Here is a 13,497-nt window from a genome sequence, read left to right as displayed (position 1 = left end):
CCAATGATTATTATCGAAACCCTGCCGCTGCTGCGTCAGCAGATCCGCCGCTGGCGCCAGGAAGGCAAGCGCATCGCACTGGTGCCGACCATGGGCAACCTGCACGACGGCCATATGACGCTGGTCGATGAAGCGCGCGCCCGCGCCGACGTGGTGGTGGTGAGCGTCTTCGTCAACCCGATGCAGTTCGATCGCCCGGACGATCTGGCGCGCTACCCGCGCACGCTGCAGGAAGACAGCGAGAAACTGACCCGCCGCGGCGTCGATCTGGTGTTCGCGCCGGCCCCGGCCGCGGTCTATCCGCAGGGGCTGGAGCAGCAAACCTATGTCGACGTGCCGGGCATCTCCACCATTCTGGAAGGCGCAAGCCGGCCGGGCCACTTCCGCGGCGTTTCCACCATCGTCAGCAAGCTGTTCAACCTGGTGCAGCCTGATTTGGCCTGTTTCGGCGAGAAGGACTACCAACAATTGGCGCTGATCCGCAAAATGGTGGCGGACATGGGTTACGACATCGATATCGTCGGCGTGCCGACCGTGCGCGCCAAAGACGGCCTGGCCCTCAGTTCACGCAACGGTTACCTGACCGCCGAGGAACGCAAGGTTGCGCCGCAGCTGAGCAAAATCATGAACGCGCTGGCGCAGCAGCTGGCCAATGGCGAGCGCCATGTCGAAACGCTGTTGGAACAGACCGCCGAGCAACTGCGCGCCGCCGGCTTTACGCCGGATGAGCTGTTTATTCGCGATGCCGACAGCCTGCAGCCGCTGACGGTGGACAGCCAACGGGCGGTGGTGCTGATGGCCGCCTGGCTGGGCAAAGCGCGGCTTATCGATAACCAGCAGGTTGACCTGACGCTGTAAGTTATTTTTTATACTGTCGTCACCCTGCAGCCCTGACCATAGGTAGACAATGGCGGGGCAATCGGTGACGATAGAGATTGCAGGGATGCAGGAGAGATGTTCAACCCCAACGCCTGTGAAGGCCGATATTCAGTTAGGTAAAGCTATGATACGTACTATGCTGCAAGGCAAGCTGCATCGCGTCAAAGTCACTCAGGCTGACTTGCACTATGAAGGATCCTGCGCCATCGATCAGGATTTCCTGGAAGCGGCCGGCATTCTGGAATATGAAGCGATCGATATCTACAACGTGGATAACGGCCAGCGCTTCTCCACTTACGCCATCGCCGCCGAGCGCGGCTCGCGCATTATTTCGGTCAACGGCGCCGCCGCGCGCTGCGCCTGCGTGGGCGACAAACTGATCATCTGCTCCTATGTGCAAATGACCGACGCCGACGCCCGCCAACATCACCCGAAAGTCGCCTATTTCGAGGGTGACAACAACCTGCAGCGCAAGGCGAAAGCCGTGCCGGTTCAGGTCGCCTGACGGTAAAACGGGCGCCTCGCGCGCCCGTTCTTTTCCTTACTGCACCACCGTGCCCGGCTTGTTGGCTATCCGATCCGCCATGGTCTGGATCGAGTCGGTGCGCAGAATATACAGCCGCTTCAACGTATAGGGATTATCCCCCGGTTTCACTTTGCCCTGCACCGTGGTCACCGCCAGATGGAAACCGGCGTCCTGCGCCGCCTGGATAGCCCGCTGGTTATAGCCGCCGAACGGGTAGGACAGATACAGCACGTGCGGGTTGAACTGCGACAGCGCGCGGCGCGAGCGCTCAAAATCGAACTCGATATTGTGCAGCGAACGGCTCAGCAAAATCGGCTGGCGATTGCCGTCGGTGCGATGCAGGAAATGGGTGTGCGACTGCACGTCGAACACGTCCTGAATCTGCTTGAGCTCCGAGACGCTCATAAACTGCAGCGAGTCCGGGTTCCATTTCTGCGGATGACGCTTGATGCGCGAAGAGATGATGAACGCCGTCGCGCGGAAACCGTAATCCTTCAATACCGGGTAAGCGTAGCGATAAACCGATTTCAGCCCGTCGTCGAAGGTCAGCACGATCGCCTTGCCCGGCAGGTTGATCTGATTTTTCAGGTAGGCTTCCAGCTGATACAGCGAAATGGTGTCGTAGCCCGCCTGCTTGAGGTAGGTCATCTGGTTGCTGAACGCCACGTCTGAGGTGGTGGTCGAGGTATGGCGGAAGCGCTTGTTCTCTTCGTTTTTCAGCAGGTGATGGTAAGTCAGCACCGGGATGCCGTTATCGATCTCGCAGTCCAGCTCACTGACGAACCCCAGCCGATCGCCGATGTTGACCTCGTACCAGGTATTGTTCAGCCGATCCTTCAGCTTGCCGATGATCGGATAACGCAGGTTGCCTTCCAGCGTGCCGAAGACCTCGCTGTCCTTGTCCGCCGCGGTGTATACGTCGATCGCCTTTTGGGTGATCAGATTCTGGTTGGTCAGCGGCTTGTTCAGCTCGCCCAGATCGTCTTGCACCTTGCGCGACTTCTTCAGCTCGCGCACGTCGTCTTTATCGATAAAGCCGGTGCCGTGCCCGAATCTGAATTCGTAGTATTCCGCATCCGCCGGGAACACCTGGATCAGTTGCCCGCGCTTCACTTCCCCTACCGGGATCACATGCTCGCCCACCAGCGAATAGACTTCGCTGTCGCGTTGCGTTTCCATGTATTCAGATTTAACCGCGCTGTCTTCCGACAGCAGATTCGCCAGGCTCACAGGGGAAACCAACGACATAAGAATGCCGAGTAACCCAGTCGCCAACTTGTATTGAGGCCGCATGATGATGTTCTGCTTACGAGTGCGTAATGACAAAAATGAAGGAAATGTGGAGCGCCAGCATAGCACGATTTGAACAGCGGGGAACTAGCGGTTATTTGAGCGATTCTATTGATTTACGCGCCGCCTGCGCCAAATCGGGAAAAGCGCCCCCGCCGGGAAAACGAGGGCGCATCAGGATCAGCTGCGCAGGCCGCGGCCGCGTTCGATCAGGTACCAGGACAGCAGGTAGAACACCGTGATAAACGCCACCAGCACCGCCATGGTGAACGCCAGCGGCACGTCATTGATGCCGAGGAAACCGTAGCGGAAACCGCTGATCATATAGACGATCGGGTTCAGCTTCGACACCGCCTGCCAGAACGGCGGCAGCAGCGACAGCGAGTAGAACACCCCGCCCAGGTAGGTGAGCGGCGTCAGCACGAAGGTCGGGATCAGGCTGATGTCGTCGAAAGTGGTGGCGAACACCGCGTTGATGAGCCCCGCCAGCGAGAACAGGATCGCCGTCAGCAACAGCGTCAGCGCAATCACCCACCAGGCGTGCACCTGCAGCGGCACGAAGAACAGCGAGATGATGGTCACCAGCACGCCGACGCAGATGCCGCGCGCCACGCCGCCGCCGACATAGCCGGCGATCACCACGTGGGTCGGCACCGGCGCCACCAGCAGTTCCTCAATGTTGCGCTGGAATTTGGCGCTGAAGAACGACGACGCGACGTTGGCGTAGGAGTTGGTGATCACCGCCATCATGATAAGGCCGGGCACGATGAACTGCATGTAGCTGAAGCCGTGCATATCGCCGATGCGCGAACCGATCAGGTTGCCGAAGATGATGAAGTACAGCGTCATAGTGATCACCGGCGGCACCAGGGTCTGGATCCAGATGCGCGCGAAGCGGTTCACCTCTTTGGCCCAGATGCTCTGTAAGGCCACCCAATACAAACGCGTCATGCTTTCTCTCCATTGCCGTTAACCAGGGTGACAAACAGCTCTTCCAGGCGGTTCGCCTTGTTGCGCATGCTCAGCACCTGCACGCCCTGCGCGCTCAGCTGGGCGAACAGGCCGTTCAACCCCTGTTCACGCATCACCTCCACTTCCAGCGTCGAGGTATCCGTCAGGCGGCTGCGGTAACCGTCCAGCTTCGGCAGCGGGCTTTTCGCCGCCAGATCGAGGATAAAGGTTTCCGACTTGAGCTTGGCCAGCAGCCCCTTCATCGAGGTGTTTTCCACCAGCTCCCCGTTCTGGATGATGCCGATGTTGCGGCACAGCATCTCCGCCTCTTCCAAATAGTGAGTGGTGAGGATGATGGTGGTGCCCTGGGCGTTCAGCTCTTTCAGGAAGCCCCACATCGAGCGGCGCAGCTCGATATCCACCCCGGCGGTCGGTTCATCGAGGATCAGCAGCTTTGGTTGGTGCATCAACGCGCGGGCGATCATCAGACGGCGCTTCATGCCGCCGGACAGCATGCGAGCACGCTCGTTGCGCTTGCCCCACAGGTCCAGCTGATTGAGGTACTTTTCGGCGCGCGCCATCGCTTCACGCCGCGTGACGCCATAGTAACCCGCCTGGTTCACCACGATCTGCAATACGGTCTCAAACGGGTTGAAGTTGAACTCCTGAGGCACCAGGCCAAGCTGGCGCTTGGCGTTGACGATGTCTTTATCGATGTCGTAACCGAACACCCGCACGCTGCCGGCGGTTTTGTTCACCAGCGAGCTGATGATGCCGATGGTGGTGGACTTTCCAGCGCCGTTTGGCCCTAGCAGGGCATAAAAATCCCCCGCCTCGACGCTCAGGTCGATGCCGCGCAGCGCCTTGACGCCACCGGCGTAAGTCTTGGTCAGCTGCGCTAATTCCAGTGCATAATTCATATGTAAAATAGTACCTTATAACGATGAGTATGCCGCCGCGCCCCCTGTTTGCGAGGCTTGAAACAATAACAATAATCCTAGCATCGACGGCGTTTTCACTGAGTCGAATCCGTGCGGTAAATGAGGTTGCACCACTGTTCCGATTTCCAAATTGTGACGCTTACCCTATATTACCCCAACGCAATCTGTTCGTTACGGGTCAATCACCTCCATGAAAGAAATCGAAGAGCTTATCGCCAACAACCAGGCCTGGTCGGCCAATATCAGTCAGGAAGACCCGGATTTTTTTGAACGTTTAGCCCAGGCGCAAAAGCCCCGCTTCTTATGGATTGGTTGCTCTGACAGCCGCGTTCCCGCAGAACGCCTGACCGGCCTCGAGCCGGGTGAACTGTTCGTCCATCGCAACGTGGCGAACCTCGTTATCCACACCGATCTTAACTGCCTGTCGGTGGTGCAGTATGCGGTAGATGTGCTGGAGGTCGAACACATCATCATCTGCGGCCACCTGGGCTGCGGTGGCGTGCAGGCCGCGGTGGAAAACCCGGAGCTGGGTTTGATCGACAACTGGCTGCTGCACATTCGCGATCTGTGGTACAAGCACAGTTCGCTGCTGGGCGAGCTGCCGCCGGAACAGCGTTTCGACATGCTGTGCGAGATCAACGTCATTGAGCAGGTATACAACCTGGGCCACTCCACCATCATGCAATCGGCCTGGAAACGCGGCCAAAAGGTGATGATCCACGGCTGGGTGTACGGCATTCAGGACGGCCGTCTGCGCGATATGGAAGTGCTGGCGACCAGCCGCGAGAGCCTGGAGATGGGCTACCGCAAAGCGATAGCCAAACTGAAGCAGGATAAAGGCGTATAATCCCGCCGCGGGCGCGGCAGGCCGCGCCCCACATCAATTACTCGTCCAGCAGCACCACTTTGCCGACGTACGGCAGGTGACGGTAGCGCTGGGCGTAGTCGATGCCATACCCCACCACGAACTCATCCGGGATCGAGAAGCCGACGTATTCGACCGGCACCTGCACTTCACGGCGCTCAGGCTTGTCCAGCAAGGTGCAAATCGCCAGCGATTTCGGCCCACGCAGCGCCAAAATCTCGCGCACTTTGTTCAGCGTGTTGCCAGAATCGATGATGTCTTCCACGATCAGCACGTCTTTGCCGCGAATGTCTTCGTCCAGATCCTTGAGGATCTTCACGTCGCGAGTGGTGGACATGCCGCTGCCGTAGCTGGAAGCCGTCATGAAGTCGACTTCGTGCGGCACGTCAATCGCGCGGCACAGATCGGCCATGAACATGAAGGAGCCGCGCAGCAGCCCAACCAGCACCATGTCACTGCCGCTGTCGCGGTAATGTTCGGTGATCTGGCGGCCAAGTTCGGCGATACGGGTCTTAACTTCCTGCTCGGAAATCATTACGTCTACAGTGTGTTTCATAGTATTCAGGTCAGTTGCCGGAAGAAAGGCGCAGAGTTTAGCATAGCCTTTCGCCGGTGGCGACGCGAGCGCACCGCCACCTGAGCGATAGGCCGCGATCAATCGGCGACGGTAAAGCCCATCATCATGCCGGTATCTTCATGCTCCAGCAGGTGGCAGTGGGCCATATACGCATGTTCGCTGCTTGCCGGATGGTCGAAGCGCACCAGCACTTCGCTGCGCCAACCTTCGACGCGCACCATGTCCTTCCAGCCGCTGCGATGCGCCGCCGGTGGTTTGCCGTTTTCCGACAGAATACGGAACTGGGTGCCGTGAATGTGGAACGGGTGCAGCATCATGTCGCCCTCGCCGGAAATGGTCCACTTTTCATACTGGCCCCGTTTGGCGGCAAACATCGGTTTGGTCATATCGAAGGCCTTGCCGTTGATCATGTTGCCGTGGCTGAAGTCGAACGGTTTGGCGTTGCCCTGCGCGCCGCCATGATCCATCCCGGCCATCTTGCCATGATCCATGCCTTTCATGCCTTTCATGCCTTTCATGCTGCTCATGTCGCCGTGGTCCATGCCCTGCATGCCGCCCTTCTCCATGCCCTTCATGTTACCGTGGTCCATGCCTTTCATGTCTCCAGCGCCCGTCGCGCCATGATTCATGCTCATGCCGGCCATCGCCTGATGACCATAACGATCCATCAGCGCCTGCATGCCGAGCATATCCAGCTGCGGATCCATCATCAGCTGCAGCCAACGCTCCTGGATGCCGGCGGTGGCAGGCAATGTCGGCAGCTTCACCAGGCTGTCCGGCATGGTTTTGATGCCCTGCGCCAACGACGGCTGAATGCGCAACACCGGCAGCGGCCGATCGAATGGCGCCAGCGTCATACCCATCTGTTTCACCGGCAACGTCACGATGTCGAACGCTTTCCCGTCGGAGGCATCGACCAGCACTTCAAAGCGCTCGCCCATCAGCATCGGCAGCTCGGTCAGCTTCACCGGCTCCGCCAGAAAACCGCCGTCGCTGGCGATGACGTACAGCGGGCGGTTGTCACTGGCCGCCAGATTCAGCGAGCGGGCGTTGCAACCGTTGAGGAAACGCAAACGCAGCCAACCGCGCGGCGCCAGATGTTGCGGGTACTGCGCGCCGTTGGTAAACATGCGATCGCCAAACCAACCCACCGCCGCGCTCATCACGTCCAGGCGATATTCGATCTGGGCATCTTTGCCCAAGCGCTTATCCTGCAGGATCACCGGAATGTCATCCTGCCCCCAGGTTTTCGGCAGCGGCAGTTTGGCGCTTTCATCGTCTTCCAGCAGCACCAGCCCCGCCAGCCCCATCATCACCTGACTGCCTGTTTTACCGTGGGTATGCGGGTGGAACCAGCAGGTGGCCGCCGGTTGATCGACGGTGAAATTCACCGTGCGCGTTGCGCCGGGATGGATCAACGCCTGCGGGCCGCCATCGACGTCGCCGGGGATTTCCAGGCCGTGCCAGTGGACGGTACTGGCTTCCGCCAGGCTGTTTTTGATATCGACCGTCACCGGCTGACCCCGCTGCAGCTTCACCGCCGGCCCGAGCAGCGCGCCGTTGAATCCCCAGGTTTTGGTGGCGGCGCCGGGCAACCAGCGGGTTTCCCCCGCCTGCAGCGCCAGCGCAATCTTTCCCTGCGCGTCGGGCGTTAACAACGGGGGCACCGGCAGGGCCGGCCGCTCGGCCGCTAAGGCGGCCCGGCTCCATAACGGCAATGCGCTCGCGGCGCCCAATGCAGCGGTCAATTTAATAAAATCACGGCGTAACATCGCTGACTCCCTTTTCTCAGTGACATAACTCAACGCAGCCAGCCTAAACCTTCCCCCAGGCGGAAGGTCAAGCCTTTCCTGGCGGTATTTTAAGCTATGCCTCACAATCAAGAGCGCGCCGTGGGTGAGCGCTATGGCAGCGCCCGTCAGCAATAAAATTTGGTGCCTTTACAGGCAAGTGTGGTAACGTCTGCAGACGACAAACAGGCCTACTTCATGATGAAAAAAACAACGTTAACGATGCTGTTGCTGGCGATGCTGGGCTTCTCCAACGCCAGTCTGGCGCTGAATGAATCCGAGGCGGAAGATCTGGCCGATCTGACGGCGGTATTTATTTATTTGAAAAATGATTGCGGCTACAACGATTTGCCAAATGCGCAAATCAAACGCGCCATCGTCTATTTCGCGCAACAAAACCGCTGGGATTTGAGCAACTACAACAGCTTTAACATGAAGGCGCTGGGCGAAGACAGCTATCGCGATCTGAGCGGTATCGCCATTCCAACGCCCAAGAAGTGCAAATCGCTGGCGCGCGACTCCCTGAGCCTGCTGGCCTACGCCAATTAATCTTCCCCCTCGCCCGTCCGCCCTCCGCTCTCTCTGTCTGAAATTCAACCGTGCATCGCCAGGCAGAGTTAGCTATGATGTTGCGCCGATTTTTCATGGCTGTTATTACGGAGTTTCCCGCACATGACCCAGAAAGAAATTTGGTACGAAACGCTGCATACGGGCTTCGGCCAGTACTTTTCGGTAGAGAAGGTGCTGTACCGCGAGAAGACCGATCATCAGGATCTGGTGATCTTCGAGAACCCGGTGCTGGGGCGCGTGATGGCGCTCGACGGCGTGGTGCAAACCACCGAGCGTGACGAGTTCATCTATCACGAAATGCTGACCCACGTGCCGCTGTTGGCGCACGGCCAGGCGAAGAAAGTGCTGATCATCGGCGGCGGCGACGGCGGCATGCTGCGCGAAGTCAGCCGGCATCCTGGCGTTGAGCAAATCACCATGGTCGAAATCGACGCCGGCGTCGTCGAGTTCTGCCGCCAGTACCTGCCCAACCACAGCGCCGGCGCCTATGACGATCCGCGCTTCAAGCTGGTGATCGACGACGGCGTCAACTTCGTGAATCAAACCGGCGAAACGTTCGATGTGATCATCTCCGACTGCACCGATCCGATCGGCCCCGGCGAAAGCCTGTTCACCTCGGCGTTTTATGAAGGCTGCGCCCGCTGCCTGAATGAGGGCGGCATTTTCGTCGCGCAAAACGGCGTCTGTTTCCTGCAGCAGGACGAGGCGGTCAACAGCCACGCCAAACTGAGCCGCTACTTTAGCGACGTCAGCTTCTATCAGGCGGCGATCCCGACCTATTACGGCGGCATCATGACCTTTGCCTGGGCGAGCCAGGACCCGGCGCTGCGCCAGCGCGATCTGCCTGCCCTGCAACAGCGCTTTAACCAAAGCGGCCTACACTGCCGTTATTACAACCCGGCAATTCACGTCGGCAGCTTTGCCCTGCCGCAATATTTGCTCGATGCCCTGAACGTAACACGTTAAGCGAGAAGATAAAGGAGGTGGCCCAAATTGCATAAGCTAAAACTGCACGGCTTCAACAACCTGACCAAGAGCCTGAGTTTTTGTATTTACGATATTTGTTACGCCAAAACCGCGGACGATCGCGACGGCTATATCGCCTACATAGACGAACAATATAACGCCAACCGGCTGACCGAGATCCTGAGCGAAACCTGCTCGATCATCGGCGCCAATATTCTGAACATCGCGCGTCAGGACTACGAGCCACAGGGCGCCAGCGTCACCATCCTGGTCAGCGAAGAGCCGATCGATCCGAAAGACGTCGATACGTCGGAACACCCCGGTCCACTGCCGAATACGGTCGTCGCGCACCTGGACAAGAGCCATATCTGCGTGCACACCTACCCGGAAAGCCATCCGGAAGGCGGGCTGTGCACCTTCCGCGCCGATATCGAGGTCTCGACCTGCGGCGTCATTTCGCCCCTCAAGGCGCTGAACTACTTAATTCACCAGTTGGAATCCGACATCGTCACCATGGACTATCGCGTGCGCGGTTTTACCCGCGACGTGAACGGCGTGAAACATTACATCGATCATGAGATCAATTCGATCCAGAACTTTATGTCGGAAGACATCAAGGCGCTGTACCACATGATGGACGTGAACGTTTATCAGGAAAATATCTTCCATACCAAGATGTTGCTGAAGGATTTCGATCTGAAGCACTACCTGTTTAACGCGGAGCCGGAGGCGTTGAGCGCCGCCGAACGCAAGCAGATCACCGATCTGTTATGGAAAGAGATGCAGGAAATCTATTACGGCCGCAATATTCCGCATCTGTGATGGAAAGGGCGCGGCACGCCGCGCCCTGATGCTTAGTACTTCAGCATGAAAGAACGATAGGCCTTCAACACCAGCAGGAAATCCTCAACGCCGCAGAATGAGAGGCTTTCTTCGTCGTAGTAGTTCATCCCCTCTTCCATTTCATCGCCCTCGAACTCCAGCTGATTGGCGCGGATCATCACTTCTTCACCGTCCATCAGCAGCGTATATTCATGGCCTTCCAGCTGCCATTGACGCTCGCTGCCTTTGACCTCGGCCGCACCGGCTTCAATGCGGTCCAGCAGGTTGAAATCGCCTTTGACTTCTTCGTTGATCCAGTGGCCAATCGCTTCATGCCCCATCGAAAATCTGACGATCACCTGACCGGTGACGTCACGCAGAAATTCGTAATCCATAGCATGCCCTCCTGAGCCCTTTTTCTTAGTGTAAACATAAATGGCGGACTAACTCAGTGAGCGCTCGCAAAGTTGGCAACTGAGCAAAATAAAACGGGAGGCCAAGGCCTCCCGTTAAACAGTTGCGCAATATAGCGGCTTACACGGCGGTTTGGAAGATCACGCCGTCGGCTTTTTCGGTGTACTGGCCCAGCTGGTCAAAGTTCAGGTAGCGGTAGGTATCCGCCGCCGTCTTGTCGACCTGCGCCATATAGGTCTGGTACTCGTCCGGCGTCGGCAGGCGGCCCAGCAGGGACGCTACCGCGGCCAGTTCGGCAGACGCCAGATAGACGTTGGCGCCGGTGCCCAGACGGTTCGGGAAGTTACGGGTTGAGGTGGAAACCACCGTCGCGCCGTCCGCCACGCGCGCCTGGTTGCCCATGCACAGCGAGCAGCCCGGGATCTCGATACGCGCGCCGCTCTTGCCGAAGACGCTGTAGTAGCCTTCTTCGGTCAACTGAGCCGCATCCATCTTGGTTGGTGGCGCCACCCACAGACGGGTCGGCAGCTGGCCCTTGTGCTGATCCAGCAGCTTGCCCGCCGCGCGGAAGTGGCCGATGTTGGTCATGCAAGAACCGATGAACACTTCATCGATTTTGCTGTTGGCCACGTCGGACAGCAGGCGCGCATCGTCAGGATCGTTCGGCGCGCACAGGATCGGCTCTTTGATCTCGTTCAGATCGATGTCGATCACCGCCGCATATTCCGCATCCGCATCGCCTTCCAGCAGTTGCGGATCCGCCAGCCATTTTTCCATGCCCTGAATACGGCGCTCCAGCGTACGGCGATCGCCGTAGCCTTCGGAGATCATCCACTTCAGCAGCACGATGTTGGAGTTCAGGTACTCTTCGATCGGCGCCTTGTCCAGCTTGATGGTACAACCGGCGGCGGAACGTTCGGCGGACGCATCGGTCAGCTCAAACGCCTGCTCGACCTTCAGATCCGGCAGGCCTTCGATCTCCAGAATGCGGCCGGAGAAGATGTTTTTCTTGCCCTTCTTCTCGACGGTCAGCAGACCCTGCTGGATCGCGTAGTAAGGGATGGCGTGCACCAGATCGCGCAGGGTGATGCCCGGCTGCATTTTGCCTTTGAAGCGCACCAGCACCGACTCAGGCATATCCAGCGGCATCACGCCGGTCGCGGCGGCAAACGCCACCAGGCCGGAACCGGCCGGGAAGGAGATGCCGATCGGGAAGCGGGTGTGGGAATCGCCGCCGGTGCCGACGGTGTCAGGCAGCAGCATGCGGTTCAGCCAGGAGTGGATCACGCCGTCGCCCGGGCGCAGCGATACGCCGCCGCGGTTCATGATGAAGTCAGGCAGCGTGTGGTGCGTGGTCACGTCGACCGGTTTCGGGTAGGCGGCGGTGTGGCAGAACGACTGCATGACGAGATCGGCGGAGAAGCCGAGGCAGGCCAGGTCTTTCAGCTCATCGCGGGTCATCGGGCCGGTGGTGTCCTGAGAGCCGACGGAGGTCATCTTCGGCTCGCAGTATTCGCCAGGGCGAATGCCGGCGACGCCGCAGGCGCGGCCGACCATTTTCTGCGCCAGCGAGAAGCCTTTGTTGCTGGCGGCTACCGGTTTGGCGATGCGGAACACGTCGCTGTGCGGCAGACCCAGCGCTTCGCGCGCCTTGGTGGTCAGACCGCGGCCGATGATCAGCGGGATACGGCCGCCGGCGCGCACTTCATCCAGCAGCACGTCGGTTTTCAGCTCGAAGTTGGCGATCAGCGCGCCGGTTTCGTGGTTGCGCACTTCACCTTTATACGGGTAAACGTCGATCACGTCGCCCATGTTCAGTTCGGACACGTCCACTTCGATCGGCAAGGCGCCGGCATCTTCCATGGTGTTGAAGAAGATAGGCGCAATCTTGCCGCCCAGCACCACGCCGCCGCCGCGCTTGTTCGGCACGTACGGGATGTCGTCGCCCATGAACCACAGCACCGAGTTGGTGGCGGATTTACGGGAGGAGCCGGTGCCGACCACGTCGCCGACGTAGGCCAGCGGGAAGCCTTTCTTGTTCAGCAGCTCGATCTGTTTGATCGGGCCGACGCTGCCCGGCTGATCCGGCACGATGCCTTCACGTTCGTTTTTCAGCATCGCCAGCGCGTGCAGCGGGATATCCGGACGCGACCAGGCGTCCGGCGCCGGAGACAGGTCATCGGTATTGGTTTCGCCGGTCACTTTGAACACGGTGACGGTGATCTTTTCCGCCAGCTCAGGGCGCGACAGGTACCATTCGGCATCGGCCCAGGACTGCATGATCTGCTTGGCGTGCGCGTTGCCGGCTTTCGCCTTCTCTTCCACATCGTAGAAGTTGTCGAACATCAGCAGCGTGTGGGACAGCGCTTTAGCGGCGATCGGCGCCAGCTTTTCGTTGTCCAGGGCTTCGATCAGCGGATGAATGTTATAGCCGCCCTGCATGGTGCCTAACAGTTCAATGGCTTTCTCGGGGGTAACCAGGGGGGATGTCGCTTCACCTTTGGCGATGGCCGCCAGGAAACCTGCTTTGACGTAGGCGGCTTCGTCGACGCCCGGTGGAACACGGTTAATCAGCAGGTCTAACAGGAATTCTTCTTCGCCTTTTGGCGGATTCTTCAGTAGTTCGACCAGCGCGGCCATTTGGGTGGCGTCTAGCGGCTTAGGGGCGATGCCCTCAGCAGCACGCTCGGCTACGTGCTTACGGTATTCTTCTAGCACGACGTTCTCCTCGCTCTCATTGTCATTTATTGTGCCTGGCGTATATGCAAACCGGGTTTATACCCTTTGGGTTTCACTCTGTGGCTAGGCGATCGGCCCGTAAAGGCCCCGAAACGGTGATTGGGGCAAACAAGCACGGTCAAACAGCGTTACAGCATGAAAGACTGATGGGTAGAGCGCACGGCGAT

Annotated in this window: 13 protein-coding genes; 6 read left to right on the top strand and 7 right to left on the bottom strand. The window is 58.9% G+C overall.

What is annotated here, in order from left to right; genetic code table 11:
* The first annotated feature begins 3 nt into the window (after nt 1–3).
* Together panC and panD are read left to right on the top strand one after the other, a co-directional pair.
* Nucleotides 4–858, top strand: a complete 855-nt coding sequence (gene panC, locus J9788_RS23910; protein ID WP_033644699.1) for a pantoate--beta-alanine ligase — start codon at nt 4–6, stop codon at nt 856–858.
* A gap of 145 nt (nt 859–1,003) precedes the next feature.
* Nucleotides 1,004–1,384, top strand: coding sequence for an aspartate 1-decarboxylase (gene panD, locus J9788_RS23905; protein ID WP_004937544.1), 381 nt, complete (start codon nt 1,004–1,006; stop codon nt 1,382–1,384).
* Nucleotides 1,385–1,420: 36 nt separating this feature from the next.
* Here panD and J9788_RS23900 read toward each other — a convergent pair whose 3' ends face one another.
* The 3 genes from J9788_RS23900 to J9788_RS23890 form a co-directional block, all read right to left on the bottom strand.
* Nucleotides 1,421–2,698, bottom strand: coding sequence for a polysaccharide deacetylase family protein (locus J9788_RS23900; RefSeq protein WP_182265358.1), 1,278 nt, complete (start codon nt 2,696–2,698; stop codon nt 1,421–1,423).
* Nucleotides 2,699–2,875: 177 nt separating this feature from the next.
* Nucleotides 2,876–3,646, bottom strand: coding sequence for an ABC transporter permease (locus J9788_RS23895; RefSeq protein ID WP_033644696.1), 771 nt, complete (start codon nt 3,644–3,646; stop codon nt 2,876–2,878).
* A complete protein-coding gene (locus J9788_RS23890; RefSeq protein WP_033644695.1) occupies nt 3,643–4,566 on the bottom strand; it encodes an ABC transporter ATP-binding protein in 924 nt (307 codons plus the stop codon). Before J9788_RS23890 ends, J9788_RS23895 begins: the two co-directional genes overlap by 4 nt.
* Before the next feature lie 211 nt (nt 4,567–4,777).
* Here J9788_RS23890 and can point away from each other — a divergent pair, with 211 nt between their 5' ends.
* Complete coding sequence (can, locus tag J9788_RS23885; protein WP_015379031.1) at nt 4,778–5,434, top strand: carbonate dehydratase; 657 nt, start codon at nt 4,778–4,780, stop codon at nt 5,432–5,434.
* Between the two features lie 37 nt (nt 5,435–5,471).
* Here the strand turns inward: can and hpt are convergent, their stop codons facing one another.
* Nucleotides 5,472–6,008, bottom strand: coding sequence for a hypoxanthine phosphoribosyltransferase (gene hpt, locus J9788_RS23880; RefSeq protein ID WP_048234659.1), 537 nt, complete (start codon nt 6,006–6,008; stop codon nt 5,472–5,474).
* Nucleotides 6,009–6,106: 98 nt separating this feature from the next.
* Complete coding sequence (gene cueO / locus J9788_RS23875) at nt 6,107–7,801, bottom strand: multicopper oxidase CueO (RefSeq protein ID WP_182265359.1); 1,695 nt, start codon at nt 7,799–7,801, stop codon at nt 6,107–6,109.
* Between the two features lie 219 nt (nt 7,802–8,020).
* Here cueO and J9788_RS23870 point away from each other — a divergent pair, with 219 nt between their 5' ends.
* The 3 genes from J9788_RS23870 (at nt 8,021) to speD (ending at nt 10,177) form a co-directional block, all read left to right on the top strand.
* Nucleotides 8,021–8,368 (top strand): YacC family pilotin-like protein, encoded by a 348-nt coding sequence (locus J9788_RS23870; RefSeq protein ID WP_033644927.1) that lies wholly within the window; start codon nt 8,021–8,023, stop codon nt 8,366–8,368.
* 123 nt (nt 8,369–8,491) lie between these two features.
* On the top strand, nt 8,492–9,355 hold the full coding sequence (gene speE, locus J9788_RS23865; RefSeq protein WP_182265360.1) for a polyamine aminopropyltransferase: 864 nt from the start codon (nt 8,492–8,494) through the stop codon (nt 9,353–9,355).
* Nucleotides 9,356–9,382: 27 nt separating this feature from the next.
* Entirely contained in the window at nt 9,383–10,177 is a 795-nt protein-coding gene (gene speD / locus J9788_RS23860) for an adenosylmethionine decarboxylase (RefSeq protein WP_004937510.1), read from the top strand.
* Between the two features lie 32 nt (nt 10,178–10,209).
* Here the strand turns inward: speD and yacL are convergent, their stop codons facing one another.
* Both yacL and acnB read right to left on the bottom strand, forming a co-directional pair.
* Nucleotides 10,210–10,572 carry a protein YacL gene (yacL, locus tag J9788_RS23855; protein WP_004937507.1) on the bottom strand — a complete coding sequence of 121 codons (363 nt, stop codon included), beginning with the start codon at nt 10,570–10,572 and terminating at the stop codon, nt 10,210–10,212.
* A gap of 139 nt (nt 10,573–10,711) precedes the next feature.
* On the bottom strand, nt 10,712–13,309 hold the full coding sequence (gene acnB / locus J9788_RS23850) for a bifunctional aconitate hydratase 2/2-methylisocitrate dehydratase (RefSeq protein ID WP_182265361.1): 2,598 nt from the start codon (nt 13,307–13,309) through the stop codon (nt 10,712–10,714).
* Nucleotides 13,310–13,497: the final 188 nt, after the last annotated feature.

The sequence above is a fragment of the Serratia sp. X10 genome (assembly GCF_017811775.1).
Taxonomy (GTDB): Bacteria; Pseudomonadota; Gammaproteobacteria; order Enterobacterales; family Enterobacteriaceae; genus Serratia; species Serratia ureilytica.
Note: the sequence above shows the minus strand (reverse complement) of the source record. Positions and strands in the feature narration are given on the sequence as shown.